The sequence below is a fragment of the Geodermatophilus obscurus genome (assembly GCF_900143215.1).
In the GTDB taxonomy this organism is placed as follows: Bacteria; Actinomycetota; Actinomycetes; order Mycobacteriales; family Geodermatophilaceae; genus Geodermatophilus; species Geodermatophilus obscurus_A.
The window spans coordinates 284,661-300,767 of the sequence record NZ_FRDM01000002.1; the positions used below are offsets into that span (position 1 = coordinate 284,661).

Here is a 16,107-nt window from a genome sequence, read left to right on the forward strand (position 1 = left end):
GGCGTCCCCGCGCGGGTGAGGATCAGCTGTGCGGCATCTCGCCGGGACCGCCGACTGCGCGGCCGGTCAGATCGCGATGGCGGCGCGGTGTGACAGGGCCCGCCGCAGCTCGCGGCGTGTGCTGACCTCCAGCTTGGTGAAGACCTTGCGGAGATGCCACTCGACGGTCCTGGGGCTGAGGTACAGCTCGGCGCCGATCTCGCGGTTGGTGAGCCCTCGGGTGGCCAGCCCGGCGATGTGGGCCTCCTGGGCGGTGAGCTCTCCGGTGGTCTCCGACGTGCGCTTGCGCACGACCTCCCCGGTGGCCAGCAGCTCGTGGCGCGCGCGCTCGGCGAAGGCGTCGACACCCATCGCGGTCAGGGCCTCGTGGGCGGGCCGCAGCTGGGCGCGGGCGTCGACGCGTCGACCCTCCCGGCGCAGCCACTCGCCGTAGCGCAGACGTGCCCGAGCCAGCTCGACGCGGACGGTGGTGCGGCCGAGCCGGTCGATGGCCTCCACGTGGAGCTCCTCGGCGGCGCGACCCTCGCTCAGCAGGGCGCGCCCGCCCGCCTCGATACCGAGGGCCCACTCCGTCCCGCTGGCTCGTGTCATCGTCGAGAGCTCGTCCAGCGCAGCAGCCGCTGCCTCGGTGTCCCTGGTGCGCACGCCCGCCTCGACGAGTTCCGCGAGCGCCCACTTGGGTGGTCCGAGTTCGAGGGCGGACGCGGCCGCCTCCCGAGCTGCACGCAGCGCGTCCTCGTAGCGGCCGAGGCCGTTGCACAGCACCGCCCGAGCCCACTGCACCATGGTGGCGCCGGCCCCTTCGCCCCGGGCGGTGACGTCCTCGAGGCAGTTGTCGATCAGCGGCTCGGCCTGCGCAGCGTCCCCCCGCACGGCGTGCAGCCCGACCTCCCCGTAGGGCGCGAGACTGCTCCTCGTCACCTCGGTGACGGACCGGACCTCCTCCACCAGGGACGCCGCCGTGGCCAGCTCTCCGGTGAAGAGGTGCACGACGGCACGGGTGTGGAGGGCCAGGGGGAGCGCGCTGAGGGCGCCCGAGTCACGGGCGACGTCCAGGTGCCGACGGGTGAGGACGTCCCAGCTGCCGTCGTCCCACAGGGACGCGGCCGTGGCCGCCGCGAGCCAGGCCGAACGCAGTGCTTCGTCCAGTGTCAACTCCTCCGCGACGAACGCCCGCACGGCCCGGTGCAGGAGCGGCGCCGCGGAGGCGTACCCGTCGGTGAACAGCACCGCGAGCCCGGCCAGCAGCGCGTCCCCCTTGCGCGGAGCATCCGGCGTCGGCGCTCCCCGCACGGCCTCGGCGACCTGTCGTGCTCCCGGACCAGCGGCCAGCCGTCCGGCGAACAGCGCAGCGGAGAGCGCGTCCAGGTAGGTGTCCCGGCAGAGTCTCGCATCGAGCGGCTCCAGCCGGCGGGCCGCTGGCAGCAGCAGTGGCAGCGATTCGTTGCCACGGTTCGCGGCGAAGGAGATCTCCGCCCGGAGCAGGTCGATCCGTGCCCGCCCGGCATCCCCGAGTGGCCCCTCGTCGGCCGTGGCCAGGAGGGCTGCGGCGTCGTCGAGTGCCCCGGCGTGCACCTTGGCCTGGGCGGCGTCGAGAGAGCGCCCCGCTCGCCGCGCCGGATCGGGCGTCAGCGCCGCGGCCTGTTCGAGGAACGCGGCGGCCGCCGCCAGGCCGCCGTGCGAGAAGGCGCGGCCGGCAGAACGTTCGAGTTCTGCGGCGGTGTCCTCATCCGGGCCCACGGCGGCACGGGCGCGGTGCCAAGCGCGACGGTCGGGATCCGTCGCCGGGTCGGTGACTTCGGACAGCGCTCGGTGGACCTCCCGCCGTTCGGCGGGTGTGGCCGAGCGGTAGACCGCCGAACGGACCAGCGGATGCCGGAACCGAGCCCGGTCGCGCAGTTCGACCAGGCCCGAGGTCTCTGCCGCAGCCGCAGCTGCGGACCCGATGCCGAGCCGCTCGGCGGCGCGCCACAGCAGCTGGACGTCACCGACCGGTTCGGCGGCCGCAGTCAGCAGCAGTCGACGTGCCTGCGGCGGGAGGGGCGCCGCCTGGCGGAGGAATCCCTGTTCCAGCTGCTGGACGAGGGGCGTCGCGCTGTGGCCGGTCTGGCCCCCGAAGGACAGGTCGGCCGCCGAGAGCCCTCTCGGTAGCTCGAGGAGGGCGAGCGGGTTGCCGTGGCTCTCGGCCAGGATGCGGTCACGTACCCGGGGGTCGAGCACGCCGGTCACCGAGGACTCCAGGAGCGCAGCCGCATCGCAGGCGCTCAAGCCCCGCACCACGAGTTCCGGGAATCCGCTCAGCTCGGGCTCCTCGTCGGACGCGCGCACTGCGAACACCATCGCCACGCGTTCGTGCGCGAGCCGGCGTGCGACGAACCCCAGCGCCTGCGCGGACGCCCGGTCCAGCCACTGGGCGTCGTCCACGACGCAGATCAGCGGTCGTTCCTCGGCCACCTCGGACAGGAGGGCGAGCACCGCCAGGCCCACGAGGAAGCGGTCCGGAGTGCTGCCCGGGCGCAGGCCGAATGCCGTGCCGAGCGCTTCAGCCTGGGGGTCGGGCAACTTGTCCAGCCGTTCCAGATGGGGGCTGCACAACTGGTGCAGGCCGGCGAACGCGAGCTCCATCTCCGACTCGACACCGGCCGCTCGGGCCACTCGGCACCCCGCTGCGCGTTCGAGCAGGACGTCGAGCAACGCGGTCTTTCCGATCCCGGCCTCGCCACGCAGCACCAGGACCTGGCTGCGGCCCGCCTTCGCAGCGGCGACGAGCCCGCTCAGCGTGTCGCACTCGCTGCGTCGTCCCAGCAGACCGGGCCATGAGCGGGTCCTCGACATACCGCACCTCCTGAGGTCGTCGGGGGAGCGGAGCGCCCACGGCGCGGCCCCGCCGTTCGGCACCGGATCTGTCGACCGGCCGCGTCGAAACCCGATGTCGAGGAGCCGGACGAGACCGGAGCCGTCCGCCGAGCGGGTCCGCCGTCGGGCGGGAGCCGCGGGACGGGACCGCCGTTGCGCCGCTCCGCCGGGTGAGCTGGAGAGAGGACCTGCTCCCCGGGAGCAGGCGGGTCGGGAGTTCTCTCGAGGCAGCCAGGCTAGGGGAGGCCCCCGGGACGCACATGCGTCATTCGACTCCCTCGCCAGGTCCGTCGATCAGAACGGCCACGTGGTCCGGCTGCCGCCTCCGCCGGGCAGGTCGGCGCCCGAGCGGGGTGGTGCGCACCCGGGTGCCCACCTGCGGGGGACCGAGGACAACGCGAGGCGGTCCACGCGTTTGCGCGTGGTACCGCGGCGATCGGCCTGGAGCTCCGCGACCGCAGCGAGGAGGATCCGCGGAACCGATCCGGAACGGCCCACCGCACCCAGGAGTCCCCATGCCGGACGCCGGGCTCGCCCTCTCGCACCGGTCCGCCCGCCCTCCTCGTCGGTGGCGGCAGCTGAACCTCGCCGGGCTGACCGCGCTCACCGCCTACTCGACGGCGCTGGGCTGGCAGGCGCGGGTGGTGTCGTACCCGCTGTACCGGGCCGTCGGTGACGCGGAGTTCGCCGCCTACCACCGGCAGTACAACGAGGCGATCCCTCCCGTGGTGGTCATGCCGGGCTTCGCGTCCTTCCTCGCCGGCGCCGCGTTCTACTGGACGCGACCGCCCGAGGTGCCCCCGCCCGTCGCGGCGGTCGTCAGCGTCGCCGGGCTCGTGTCGATCGCGTCGACGGTGTTCTGGGCGGTTCCCATGCACGACCGGCTCGACGAGGCCGGTCGGTCTCCCGCCACCGTCGACAGCCTGCTGCGGGCGAACCTGCTCCGCACGGCCGCGCTGACCGGGAGCACCCTGGCCCTGGTCTGGTCGGTGTGGCACAGCAGCGGAGGAGCTGCCGCTGCCCGCGCGTGACACGACCGTGCACGTCGGCCCGACGACCGGTGGTCGCCGATCCGGTTCCGCTCCGGTCTTGACGAGGCGACCGCTGGTCAGCCCTGGCGGGTGTCCGGCGACGCCGCGGACTCCCGGTGGGCCGCGAACGCCGGTGGGCCGTACACGGTGGCCGATCCGCCGATCATGGCGTTCCTGGTGTGCGGTCGGAGAGGCGCCGTCAGGTCACGGGAGGAGCGCCGAGGCACCAGTTCCGCAGGCGGGCGAAGCCCTCGTCCAGGCTCACCTGCGGGCGCCAGCCCAGCGCGGCCCGGGTCCGGCGCTGGTCGAACCAGTGGGCGGTCGCCAGCTGCTCGGCCAGGAAGCGGGTGATCGGGGGGACCTGCCGGCGGCCGGTCAACGCCCAGACGCCCTCGACGGCGGCGCCCACCGCGTAGGCCGCACCGAAGGGCACCCGGCGCCGCGGCACGGGGACCCCGGCGGCCCGGCACAGCCGGCCGATGACCTCCGCCACCGGGCGCGGCTCCCCGTTCGAGACGACCAGGGCCTCGCCGTGCACCGGTCCGCACACGTCAACGGCGGCGACCAGGGCCGCGGCGGCGTTGTCGACGTACGTCGTGTCGATGAGCGCCGCACCCGAGCCGATCACCGGCAGCCGCCCGGCCCGCGCCCGCTCGACGATGCGGCCGACGAGCTGGGTGTCGCCGGGGCCCCACACCAGGTGGGGGCGGACGGCCAGCACGGCCAGCGCGGAGGAGTCCGCGCCCAGCGCGTGCGTCTCGGCCATCGCCTTGGAACGGGCGTAGCGGCCCCGGGCCCGCTCCGGGTCGGCGGGGCCGGCGCCGACCCCGGCGAGCGCCGTCCCGGCGTGGGCCACCGACGGGGACGAGACGTGCACCAGCCGGCCGACGTCCGCGGCCCGGCACGCGTCGACGACGGTCCGCGTGCCGTCGACGTTGGCGGTGACGTACTCGGCCCACGGGCCGGTCACGTCCACCTTGGCGGCCAGGTGCAGCACGGCGTCCTGACCGCGGACGGCGCGAGCCACGACCGCCGGGTCCGCGACGTCGCCCAGCACCTCCCGGCAGGGCAGGCCCGACGGACGGCGCTGCAGCACCGTCACCTCGTCGCCGCGCTCGAGCAGCCCGGTGGCCACCGCCCGGCCCAGCATCCCGCTCGCGCCGGTGACCAGGACCTTCACGAGCGGCGCTGCGCCCGCGCCCCGGCCAGCAGCCGGGCGGCCCGGCGGGCGACCTCGCCGCGGTCGACCTTCGACTGGTGCCGGATGTCCACCGGCAGCGCCGAGGCGGTCAGCACCGCGGCCACGTCGACGCCGGCGGCCGCGCGGACGGCGTCGGCCAGCTCCGCGCCGGCCAGGCCCAGGCGGTGCCGGGATCGCCCGGAGAGGCCCTCGGACGGCACGACGACCAGCACGACGACCTGCGTCCCGGGCGGTCCGACACCGACCGCCGCGGCAGCGGACACGCCGTCGGCCCGCTCCACCCGCTGCTCGATCCCGACCGGCGTCACCGGGCCGGAGGCCGTGGCGACGACGTGCTGCAGCCGCCCCTCGATCCACAGCCGGCCGTCGGCGTCGAGGTGGCCGACGTCGCCGGTGCGGTGGAAGCCGGGGTCCCGGGACGCCGCCCGCTCCAGCGCCCACAGCGCGTCGTACCGGTCCTTGACGTGCGCCGCCCGCACGCAGACCTCGCCCACCACACCGGGACGGTCGGTGAGCGGACCGTCCGCGGTGCCCTCGGCGGACAGCGGGCTGACCCGCACGGTGACGCCCGCCAACGGGGCACCCACGCACACCCCCTCGCCGTCGCCGGCGGCCTCGATGCCGGCCAGCGATACGTCGGTGACCGGGAGGACCTCGGTCATGCCGTAGGGCGTGTGCGCGTCGGCGGCGGGCAGGACCTCCTGCAGCGAGCGCAGCAGCGACGCCGGGACGGGCGCGCCGGCGGACATCAGCAGCCGGACCCGGGCCAGCGCCGCCCGCTGCTCCGCCGACAGGTCCGCCGCGGTGGCCGCGACCCGCCGCAGCGCCGCAGGGGACGCGAAGACGACGGTCGCGTCCACGGCGGCCGCGGCGTCGGCCAGCGCCGCCGCGGTCAGCGATCCGGGCGCGGTCACGTCGACGTCCGGCACCGCCGACCCGATGCCCAGGGCCGGCCCGAGGATCGCGAACGGCGCGAACGCCGCCACCAGCCGGTCGTCGGCGGTGAGGCCGTAGGTGGCGCGCACCAGGTCCAGCTGCGCGGCGGCCTGGCGGTGCGTGTAGACGACGCCCTTGGCCGGTCCGGTGGCACCGGAGGTGAACAGCACGGCGCAGTCGTCGTCCACCGGGACCTCCGCGGGCACCGGCGCCGACCGGCCGCGGGCCGCCAGCTCGTCGAGCGTGGCGGTGGCGCCGAGTGCGCGCAGCGCGGCCCGGCCCGGCCGGCCGGCCGCGATGCGGGAGCCGGGCAGGCCCATCAGCCGCGCCGCGGCCAGGCCCGGACGGCTGCCGATCACGCAGTCGACCGCCGCGCTGCGCAGGGCGCGGCGCATCCCGGCGAGCCCCAGGCCCTTGTCGGCCACGACCACGACGCCGCCGGCCCGCCACACCGCGTACACCGCCGCGGTGAGGTCGGCCGAGGGCTCCACGAGGAGCGCGACGCGGTGCCCGGGGCGCACGCCGGAGGCGGCCAGGCCGGCGGCGAGGTCCCGCACCCGCCGGGCCAGCGCCGACCAGGACGACGTCGTGCCGCCGACCTCGACCACGGCCGCGGCGTCGTCGCCGGACCGCTCGTCCAGGGCCGACCACAGCCGGCGCGCGGCGTCGCCCGCCGGGCGGACGGGCGGCCCGTCCGGGCCGGTCCCGAGGTCGCTCACCCACTGCGCCACCGCCTCGGCGTACCGGGGGGCGTCCTCGGGGAGCAGGTGGGAGGCGCCCTCGTAGCGGTGCAGCCGGGCCTGGGGCAGACGGCTGCGCAGGTCGGCCAGGTAGCGCTCGCCGAAGACCGGGTCGCGCGGCCCCCACAGCAGCAGGGCCGGGACGTCGAGGCCGCGGATGCCCTCGGCGATCGCCTCCTGCACCGGGCGGGACGGGTGACCGGGGGAGAAGGGGATGTCGGCGACGAAGTCGCCCACCGACCGCCGTCGCGCCGGCGAGCGGTAGGGCGCGGCGAAGGCGCGCCGGACGTCGGCCGGCAGCGCGGGCCGGGACAGCGCCGTCGTCGCCCGCACGAACACCGGGGTGCCGACGGTGACCGCCGCCCGCACACCGGGCGCGTGCGCCATCCGGATGAGCGCCGGGCCGAGGTCGCCCTCGGGCATGGCGACGGCGGTGTTGCCCAGCACGACGCCGCGCAGCTGAGCGCGGTGCTCGAGCGCCCAACCGAGGGAGATGACGCCACCCCAGTCGTGCCCGACGGTCACCACCGGCCCGGTGACACCGAGGGCCGCCGTGAGGTCGCCGAGGTCGGCGACCCGCTGGCGCAGCGGCCGCGGCCCGGGCAGCCGGTCGGAGAAGCCCATGCCGAGCTGGTCGGGTGCGACGACCCGCCAGCCGGGCGGGGCCGCCGCGAGCAGCCGCCGCCACAGGTAGGACCAGGTGGGGTTGCCGTGGACGCACAGCAGCGTGCCGACCGGGTCCGGAACGCCGTTGTCCAGGACGTGCCAGGTGTGCTTGACGCCGGTGGAGTCGGCGACGACGACCGTGCGGGACCAGGCGGGGTCCAGGCCGGGCAGCGCCGGCGGGCCGGGCGAAGTGGGCGGGGTGGGCGGGTGCAACGCGTCCGCTGTCACCAGGCGAGCTCGAGGCAGGAGACGTTGAGGCCCGAGCCGATGCCCATGAGCAGCACCCGGTCGCCGTCGACGAGCGAGTCCTGCTGACCGGCCAGCGTGTAGGGGACCGACGCCGGGCCGAGGTTGCCCCGGGTCGGGAACGTCGTGGGCACCAGCGCGGGGTCGATGGCGAACCGGTCGCACATGGCCTTGGTGTGCACCTTGGACACCTGGTGGACGATGTAGCGGCTCATGCCGCGGGCCCAGTCGACCTCGGCGGCGGCGTCGGCCCACATGTCCTCCGACAGCGCCAGGCCGGCGTCCAGCAGGCCCTTGAGGTCGGTGCGCATCAGGTCGTTGTCGCCGATGCACAGCTCGTGGTGCTCGGTGCCCGCGCGGCTCACCGAGGCGACCAGGCGGTGCCCCTCGGGGTGCCGGTCGGCGCGGCCGAGCACCATCGCGACGGCGCCGGAGCCCAGGGTCAGGGTGGCGAACTGCGCGATCACGTCCTTGGAGGTCGTGCCCGGCTGGTTGAGCCGGTCGAGGGTGCGCTCCTGCACCGGCCGGGAGTCCTCGCCGTTCACGACCAGGGCGTACTCGACCATCCCGGAGTCGATCATGGCCGCCGCCAGCTCCATGCCGTTGACGAAGCCGAGGCAGGCGTTCGTCACGTCGAAGTTCTGGCACGAGCGCGGCAGGCCGAGCGCGTGGTGGACCGCCACCGCGGTCGAGGGCTCGAGGTGCTTGCGGCTCACCGACGTGTTGACCATCAGGCCGATCGCGGCCGGGTCGACGCCGCTCTCGCTGATGGCCTTCGCACCGGCCTCGGCGGCGCCCTCGACGAAGGTGACGCCGTCGGCCCACCAGCGGCGCTCCTGGATGCCGGCCAGCCGCTCGAGCAGGCCGGGCCGCAGCCCGACCCGCCGGTAGGTGTCGGCGAGCACGTCGTCGAGCGCGTCGGAGGTGACGACCCGCGTGGCGTCGGTCGTCTGCAGTGCCAGGACGGCCGTGTTGCCGAACCTGTGTGTGGCGTTACCGCTCATGTCTGGAGTCCACTCCTCGGAAGGGTCGACTCCCTGCCGCGCCGCCCTCGGTGAAGACACGTACTACCCGACCGGTCCGACGCCATGCCGCCCGGCCCCTCGCTCGCGTCCCGGGCCCCGCCACCGTCCACTGTCCACCGGCGCGGACCGGAGCGCCTCCCGAGGTCAGCGTGGCAGTCGTGCGCGGAGTGACGCCAGCTCGGCGGTCAGCGCGCCGACCCGCTCGCTCGCCTCGCGCGCCGTCGTCTCGGCACCGGTCGCCCGGCGGTCGGCGTCCTCCGCGCGCTGCGCGGCCCGGGCCGCGTCGGTGAGGGCCTCGAGGCGGGCCTGCTCGGCGGCCGCCGCCCGGCTGGCCGCGCCGTCCGCCAGGCTCCGCGCGTCCCGCTCCGCGCGCCGGGCCGCGTCCCGCTCCCGCTCGGCGTCGCGGGCCTGCTCCCGCGCGGCGGCCGCGGCGGCCCGTGCCTCGTCCCGAGCGGCGACGGCCTCGTCGCGCTGCCCGGTCCGGCTCTGCACGGCCTCGGTGAGGCTGCGCTCGGTGACGCTCCACTGCGCGCGGGCCTCGACGAGGGCGTCGTGCTCGCGGGCGGCCTCCTCGCGGGCGCGCCGCTCGGCCCGGCGTGCGGCTCCGGCGTCGGCCTCGGCCGCCCGGCGGTGCAGGTCCGCGTCGTGCGCCCGGGTCAGGGCGGCGGCGCGTTCCTCTCCGGCCCGGTCGCGCTCGGCCTCCGCCTCGCGGCGGGCGGTCTCGGCCGCGTCGCGCGCCTCCTCGGCGAGCCCGGTGCGGTGCGCGGCCTGCGTCCGGGCCTCCGCGATCTGCTGCTCGGCGTCGGCCCGGGCCGCCGCGATCTGCTGCTCGGCGTCGGCCCGGGCCGCCGCGGCGTCGCGCTCGGCGGACCGGCGGGCCTCCTCGGCCTCCGCGCGGAGCTGCTCGGCCAGCCGGGCCTGCTCCTCGGCCCGCAGCCGCGCGGCCTGCGCGGCGTCGACGTCGGACCGGGCCTGCGCGAGCCGGGCCTCCACGGTCGTCTCGTCCCGGTACTCGTCCAGCGCCTCGACGGCCGCGGTGAGCAGGGCGGCCTGCGCCTCGGCCGCGACGGCGGCCTCCCGGGTCGCCGCGGCCCACCGGCCCACCAGCTGCCGGACCCGGCCCTCGGGAGGCAGCTCCTCGCTCAGCGCCCCGGCCGTCGCCACGACGCGGCCGGCCCGCTGCCCGGACACCCGGGCCCGCGCCTGGCGTGCCGACTGCGGGTTGTGGTCGGGGCGGGCGCAGAACTTGGGGGAGGGGCCGCTGCGGCCCGGGCTGCGGGGCCGGCGCGGCTCGGCGCAGCCGGGATAGGCGCAGCGGCCGTCGTCCTGGGTCCCGTCCGCCGCCGTCATGCTCGCTGACCATAGTCGAATGCCCGTCCGTGCATTCATCTATCCGGTGGATTGCCCGAACTGCCTCCACAGATGACTTCGTAGATAGGGTGTTTATCGGTAGTGATCGACCGGCACGGGGATGAGGCGAGCAGTGGGTGCAACGTCCTGGTCGGTCACGCGGACAACAACGCCGACCTCCTCGCACTGGCCGCGGAGTACGTGCGCCAGTGGAAGTGCTGCTGATGAGCGAACCGACGCCGAGAGCGGGGTGCCGGTTGCCGACCCGAACGATCATGATGCAGGCACGTGAGGCGACGTCCCCGTGATCGGCTCAGCGGACAACGACCACGAATCGTGCTCCTGGACTCCAGCAGGAGGACCTCCGTGACCTCTCGGACCGGCCCGCACGACGACGTCGCGGAGACCGCAGTCGTCCCGCAGCCGTTGGGCGACGAAGGGCTGCTGTCGCCCGTCGAACTGGCCCTCGTGGGCAACTACCTCGCCTCGGCGCAGGCCGAGAACACCCGGAAGTCCTACGCGCGCGACATGCGGGCGTGGGTGGCCTGGTGCGCCGGCCGGTCGCTGTCCTCCGTGCTGCCCGCCGATCCGCTGGCCGTCGCCGCATGGCTGGCCACGATGGCCGACGAGGGCCGCAGCACCAGCTACATCGCCCGCCGGCTGGCGGCGCTCAACGACGCCCACCGCACCGCCGGGCACCTGCCGCCCGGCGGCAGCGAGGGGGTGCGGCGCACCATGGCCGGGATCCGCCGCACCGCAGCCCGGTCCGGCCAGCGGCCGCGGCGGGCCCGCGCGGTGGACACCGCGACCGTGCGGGCGCTGGTCGAGGACCTCCCCGCGACCCTCGGCGGAACCCGCGACCGCTGCCTGATCCTGGTGGGCTACGCGCTGGGCCTGCGGGCCTCGGACCTGTGCGCACTGCGGATCGAGGACCTCACCCCGGCCGGGCACGGCGGCCTCGACGTCCTGGTCCGCTTCTCCAAGACCGACCAGGACGGCGCGGGGGAGACCCTGGCCCTGGCCGAGGGCGTCCGCGAGGTCACCTGCCCGGTCCGCGCCGTCCGTGCCTGGCGCACCGCGCTGGCCGAGCAGGGCGTCACCTCCGGCCCGCTGTTCCGGTCGGTGGGGAAGGGGCGCACCCCGCGGCTCGGGGCGACCGCGCTGACCACCCGCAGCGTCGACCTCGTGCTGGAGCGCGCCGCCGCACGCGCCGGGGTCTCCGCCGAGGGCCTGTCGCCGCACTCGCTGCGTCGCGGCTTCGCCACCACGGCCTACGCCCAGGGCGTGTCCGAGAAGGAGATCAGCCGGACCGGGCGGTGGAAGTCCCTCGTCGTCCGCACCTACGACGCCTCCAGCCGCTGGGCCGACCCCGCCTCCGGTTCCCTGGGGCTGTGACCCGCCGGCGGCCGGCGCCGCCGCACCGCAACCACCATGGGGCCGTGCTGCGCGCGCTGCGGACGGCGGTGGCCGTCGTCGTCCTGTTGGCTGTGCTGGTGGGTCTGCTGTGGGCGTTCCAGCGACGGCTGGTCTACCTGCCGGACGCCGGTCCCGTGCCGGCCGCCGCCGACGCCGTCCCCGGAGCCCGGGACGTCGAGCTGACCACCGCCGACGGCCTGACCCTGGGCGCCTGGTTCGTGCCCGGTCCCACGGACGACGCCCCCGCCGTGCTCGTGGCCAACGGCAACGGCGGCCACCGCGGGATGCGGGCGCCGCTCGCGCGGGCCCTGTCCGCGGCCGGGCTCGCGGTGCTGCTGTTCGACTACCGCGGCTACGGCGGGAACCCCGGCAGCCCCAGCGAGGAGGGCCTGGCCCTCGACGTCCGGGCGGCGCGCAGCCACCTGCTGGAGGAGGCCGGCGTCCCCCAAGGGCGGCTGGTCTACTACGGCGAGAGCCTGGGCTGCGCCGTCGTCACCGAGCTGGCCGTCGACCACCCCCCGGCCGGCCTGCTGCTCCGGTCGCCGTTCGTCGACCTGGCCGCCGTCGGCGAGGTGCACTACCCGTTCCTCCCGGTCCGGTCGCTGCTGCGCGACCGGTACCCGGTCGCCGCGCGGGTCGCCGAGGTGCGGGCGCCCACGACGGTCGTCTACGGCGCCGCCGACACGATCGTGCCCCCGCGGCAGAGCCGGCAGGTCGCCGACGCCGCAGCCCGGCTGCACCGCCGGATCGAGGTCCCCGGCGCCGGCCACAACGACGCCGCCCTGCTCGACGGCCGGGCCCTGGTGGACGCCGTCGTCGAACTCGCCACCGCGACCCCCGGGCCGTGATCCGGTCCGCCGGCCCGACCGGTGCCGACGTGCCGTCGGCAGGCCGCCCCGTCCGGATCCTGGGACGCTGTCGACGAACCGCGGGCGGGCCGCGCACCGCGCGGCGAGCCGCCCAGACCGGCCCGGTGCGGTGGCGCGCGCGGGGTCGGGTCCTCCCTGGAAGCCGTCGCGACAGGAGCCGAGGGTGCTGGGTCGAGTCCGTCGGGCACTGCGGGTACGCGCACGCGGAGCCGTCGGTCCGCGTCGGCCGGGCGGGCGGGCGGCACCCGGGCAGGACGTCCTGGTCGCCGAGCTGGAGGACCTCGTGGCGCGGGCACGTGCCGACCTCGAGGACCTCGTCCGGCGGCACGGCAGGGACGTCGAGGAGATGCTGCACCGGCAGGCCGAGCGGGTGATCACGGCGGTGCACGAGGCGGAGATGCGCGAGCGCCGCGATCTCCGGGCCGCCGGTGAGCGGGCGGCCGTCCTGGCCAGCGCGCGGTTCGCCCAGGAGCGGATGCCGGACGCCGCGCTGTACGCGGACGCGTCGGAGACCCTGGAGCACGCCCTCCGGCTGGCGCCCGACGACGGGATGGCGCTGGAGTTCGGCGTCTACACCGGTGGCACGCTGACGGTCATCGCGCAGGCCCGCAGCGGCAGGGACGTGTACGGGTTCGACTCCTTCACGGGCCTGCCCGAGAACTGGCGGTCGCGCTTCCCGGCCGGCGCCTTCGAGGTCGACGCCGTGCCGACGATCCCGGGCGCCGAACTGATCGTCGGCCTGTTCGAGGACACGCTGGCGGGGTTCCTCGCCGACCATCCCGGGCCGGTGGCCTTCCTGCACCTCGACGCCGACCTGTACTCCTCGACCCGGACGGTGCTCGACCACGTCGGCCCGAGGCTCCGTCCCGGCACCGTTCTGCTGTTCGACGAGTACTTCAACTACGCCGGCTGGGAGGAGCACGAGCACCGCGCCTGGCAGGAGTTCGTGGCCGCCAGCGGCATCGGCTTCCGCTACGAGGGCTACACCCACGACGACGAGCAGGTGGTCGTCCGGGTGACCGAATCCCCGGCCGGCACGGCTCCCGGTCACGACCGTGGGTCCGGCGGGTCGGCGGAGCCGTCGTCGGCAGCCGCGACACCGGGTCGCGACGCCGGAACAGCAGAACGGTGATCGGACGGGGGCCCGCCCCCGTTCGGACCGGCCCCGCCCGCCGCGGGTGCGCAGCCTCGGTCGCGCGCGCCGGAGCCCCCGAGCAGGATCGTGCCGGGCGGTGTCCGGTGCCGCCGGGGTCGGGCGGAGGGGTGGGTGCGGGGATGGCGATCAGCGAGGTGGACCTGCGGCGGCGGTGGGCGGAGGGCCGGCCGTGCCACGGCCTGTGGAGCCAGCTGCCCGGCGCGGTGACCGGCGAGGTGCTGGCCCGGACCGGAGCGGACTTCGTCGTCGTGGACCTGCAGCACGGCGCCGCGGCCGAGGCCGAGCTGCCGGGCGTCGCGGCGGCGATCACCGCGGCGGGCTCGGTGCCGCTCGTCCGGACCCGCAGCCCGGCCTTCGCCGACGTGGGGCGCCCGCTCGACCTGGGCGCCCGCGGCGTGATCGTGCCCAACGTGCGCGACGCCGACCACGCCCGGGAGGTCGTCGCCGCCTGCCGGTACGCCCCGGCCGGTGGGCGGTCGATCGGACGGCTCGCCGGCGGAGCCGACCAGCCCCTGGTGATCGTGATGGTGGAGGCCGCGACCGCACTCGACGACCTCGACGCCGTCCTCGCCGTCGAGGGACTGGACGGCGTGTACGTCGGGCCGGGCGACCTGTCCCTGTCGTTGCAGCTGACCGGGGACGAACGCCGGGAGGAGCTGCACGCCGTGCTGTCCTCGATCGTCGCCCGGGCCGGTGCCGCGGGCGTGCCCGTCGGGGTGCACGCCCGCAGCGGCGAGGAGGCCGCCGGCCACGCCGCCGGGGGCGCGACCATCGTCACGGTCGCCGTCGACGCCGCCGTCCTCGGCGAGGCCGCAACGCACCACCTCGGCGTCGCCCGCGGCCGGCCGGGCTGACCGTCGGCCACCCCGGTCGCCGGCGCATCCCTCCCGCGCCGGGATACTGCACCCGACGCGGTCCACCGGCGGTCCCGCGGTGGAGGAGGTCCGGAGACGTGCCCAGAGCCCTGCTGCTGGAGAACATCGACCCGGTGGCGGCCGACCTGCTCGGCTCGGCCGGCTACGCGGTCGAGTCGCTGCGGGGAGCGCTGGACGAGGCAGACCTGGCCGCCGCGCTCGACGGCGTCGATCTGCTGGGCATCCGGTCGAAGACGCAGGTCACCGCGGAGGTCCTGCGCCGCCGCCCCGGCCTCGCGGCGGTGGGGGCCTTCTGCATCGGCACCAACCAGATCGACCTCGCCGCGGCCGCCGGGGCGGGGGTGGCGGTGTTCAACGCGCCGTACTCCAACACCCGCAGCGTGGTGGAGATGGCGATCGCGGAGATCATCATCCTGGCCCGGCGGCTGGTCGACCGGGACCGCGCGCTGCACGCCGGCACCTGGGACAAGTCCGCCGCCGGCAGCCACGAGATCCGGGGGCGGACCCTGGGCATCGTCGGCTACGGCAACATCGGCAGCCAGCTCTCGGTGCTCGCCGAGGCGCTCGGCATGCGGGTGCTGTTCCACGACCTGGAGGACAAGCTCGCACTCGGCAACGCGCAGGCCTGCGGCAGCCTCGAGGAGCTGCTCGAGCGGTCGGAGACCGTGACGCTGCACGTCGACGGGCGGGCCGGCAACGCGGGGCTGTTCGGCGCCGAGCAGTTCTCCCGCATGCCCCGGCGCAGCCTGTTCCTCAACCTCTCCCGCGGGTTCGTCGTCGACCACGAGGCACTGCGCGACCACGTCCTCAGCGGCCACATCGCCGGAGCCGCGGTCGACGTGTTCCCGCAGGAGCCGCGGGAGCAGGGCGACCCGTTCAGCTCCGTGCTGCGCGGACTGCCCAACGTCATCCTCACGCCGCACGTCGGCGGGTCGACCCAGGAGGCCCAGCACGACATCGGGCGGTTCGTCGCCGGCAAGCTCGTCGACTACACCGGCTCCGGGACGACGACGCTGAGCGTCAACCTGCCCACCGCGGTCCTGCACGGGTCGTCGGCGGCCCGCTTCGCGCTGCTGCACCGCAACGTGCCCGGCGTCCTCGCCCGCGCCGACGCGCTGGTCGGCGAGCACGGCCTCAACGTGGACGGTCAGGTGCTGGCCACCCGCGGGGAGCTGGGGTACGCGGTCACCGACGTCGGCGCCGCGCTGCCCCCCGAGCTGCTGGCCGCGCTCGCGGCGCTCCCGGAGACCGTCCGCCTGACGACCTTCGGGCACCGCGCCGGCTGACGCACGGCCAGGGGTCCGCCCCGCACCCGCGCACGCGGTCCCGGGTCCGCCGAGGCGCCCGCCGGTCAGCCCGGGAGGGTGTCCGCGGACTCCGCGAACTCCCGGTAGGCCGCGAACGCGCGTGGGCCGTACACGGTGCCCGGTCCGCCGTTCATGGCGATGGTGACGCCGAGCGCTTCGGCGACCTCCTCCTCGGTCGCGCCGGTGCGGACGGCGCCACGGGCGTGCGACGCGATGCACCCGTCGCACTCCTTGCTGACCGCGATGGCGAGCGCGATCAGCTCCTTGGTCTTCGCGTCCAGGGCGCCCGCGGCGTAGGCGGCGGCGTGCATCTGGCGGTAGCCGTCGTAGACCTCGGGGATGGCGCGACGCAGCGCGCGCGACGGTTCGCGCAGCTCGTCCTGGACGGCGTGGCCGTGGCTCATGACGCGATCGTGCCAGCCGCCGTCCCGCC

General features: G+C 76.3%; 13 protein-coding genes. 7 read left to right on the forward strand and 6 right to left on the reverse strand.

The annotated features are described in order from the left end of the window. Window positions 1-66 precede the first annotated feature (66 nt). Window positions 67-2,835, reverse strand: a complete 2,769-nt coding sequence (locus tag BUB17_RS03740; protein WP_072913519.1) for a helix-turn-helix transcriptional regulator — start codon at window positions 2,833-2,835, stop codon at window positions 67-69. Window positions 2,836-3,371: 536 nt separating this feature from the next. On the opposite strand from BUB17_RS03740, the gene BUB17_RS03745 reads away from it, so the two are divergent. Next, on the forward strand, window positions 3,372-3,887 hold the full coding sequence (locus BUB17_RS03745; RefSeq protein ID WP_072913522.1) for a hypothetical protein: 516 nt from the start codon (window positions 3,372-3,374) through the stop codon (window positions 3,885-3,887). 199 nt (window positions 3,888-4,086) lie between these two features. Here the strand turns inward: BUB17_RS03745 and BUB17_RS03750 are convergent, their stop codons facing one another. The 4 genes from BUB17_RS03750 to BUB17_RS03765 all read right to left on the reverse strand — a co-directional run bounded on the left by BUB17_RS03750 (window position 4,087) and on the right by BUB17_RS03765 (window position 10,051). Beyond that, window positions 4,087-5,067 carry an NAD-dependent epimerase/dehydratase family protein gene (locus BUB17_RS03750; protein WP_072913525.1) on the reverse strand — a complete coding sequence of 327 codons (981 nt, stop codon included), beginning with the start codon at window positions 5,065-5,067 and terminating at the stop codon, window positions 4,087-4,089. Further along, window positions 5,064-7,658 (reverse strand): alpha/beta fold hydrolase, encoded by a 2,595-nt coding sequence (locus tag BUB17_RS03755; protein ID WP_244276877.1) that lies wholly within the window; start codon window positions 7,656-7,658, stop codon window positions 5,064-5,066. The genes BUB17_RS03750 and BUB17_RS03755 overlap by 4 nt, the downstream gene beginning before the upstream one ends. Then, on the reverse strand, window positions 7,655-8,680 hold the full coding sequence (locus BUB17_RS03760; RefSeq protein ID WP_072913528.1) for a 3-oxoacyl-ACP synthase III: 1,026 nt from the start codon (window positions 8,678-8,680) through the stop codon (window positions 7,655-7,657). Before BUB17_RS03760 ends, BUB17_RS03755 begins: the two co-directional genes overlap by 4 nt. 165 nt (window positions 8,681-8,845) lie before the next feature. Continuing rightward, complete coding sequence (locus tag BUB17_RS03765) at window positions 8,846-10,051, reverse strand: coiled-coil domain-containing protein (RefSeq protein WP_072913531.1); 1,206 nt, start codon at window positions 10,049-10,051, stop codon at window positions 8,846-8,848. Window positions 10,052-10,153: 102 nt separating this feature from the next. On the opposite strand from BUB17_RS03765, the gene BUB17_RS28150 reads away from it, so the two are divergent. From BUB17_RS28150 to serA, 6 genes are all read left to right on the forward strand, one after another. Continuing rightward, window positions 10,154-10,276 carry a hypothetical protein gene (locus BUB17_RS28150; protein WP_280173847.1) on the forward strand — a complete coding sequence of 41 codons (123 nt, stop codon included), beginning with the start codon at window positions 10,154-10,156 and terminating at the stop codon, window positions 10,274-10,276. A 141-nt stretch (window positions 10,277-10,417) separates the two neighbouring features. After that, window positions 10,418-11,446 (forward strand): site-specific integrase, encoded by a 1,029-nt coding sequence (locus tag BUB17_RS03770; RefSeq protein ID WP_072913534.1) that lies wholly within the window; start codon window positions 10,418-10,420, stop codon window positions 11,444-11,446. 44 nt (window positions 11,447-11,490) lie between these two features. Further along, window positions 11,491-12,315, forward strand: coding sequence for an alpha/beta hydrolase (locus BUB17_RS03775; RefSeq protein ID WP_244276879.1), 825 nt, complete (start codon window positions 11,491-11,493; stop codon window positions 12,313-12,315). 184 nt (window positions 12,316-12,499) lie between these two features. Continuing rightward, complete coding sequence (locus tag BUB17_RS03780) at window positions 12,500-13,468, forward strand: class I SAM-dependent methyltransferase (RefSeq protein ID WP_244276881.1); 969 nt, start codon at window positions 12,500-12,502, stop codon at window positions 13,466-13,468. Between the two features lie 143 nt (window positions 13,469-13,611). Further along, entirely contained in the window at window positions 13,612-14,346 is a 735-nt protein-coding gene (locus BUB17_RS03785) for an HpcH/HpaI aldolase family protein (protein ID WP_072913537.1), read from the forward strand. A 98-nt stretch (window positions 14,347-14,444) separates the two neighbouring features. Further along, window positions 14,445-15,653 (forward strand): phosphoglycerate dehydrogenase, encoded by a 1,209-nt coding sequence (serA, locus tag BUB17_RS03790; protein ID WP_072913540.1) that lies wholly within the window; start codon window positions 14,445-14,447, stop codon window positions 15,651-15,653. A 65-nt stretch (window positions 15,654-15,718) separates the two neighbouring features. On the opposite strand, the gene BUB17_RS03795 is transcribed toward serA, so the two are convergent. Next, the gene (locus BUB17_RS03795; protein WP_072913558.1) at window positions 15,719-16,078 is read right to left on the reverse strand and encodes a carboxymuconolactone decarboxylase family protein; all 360 of its coding nucleotides are present in this window, start codon (window positions 16,076-16,078) and stop codon (window positions 15,719-15,721) included. Window positions 16,079-16,107: the final 29 nt, after the last annotated feature.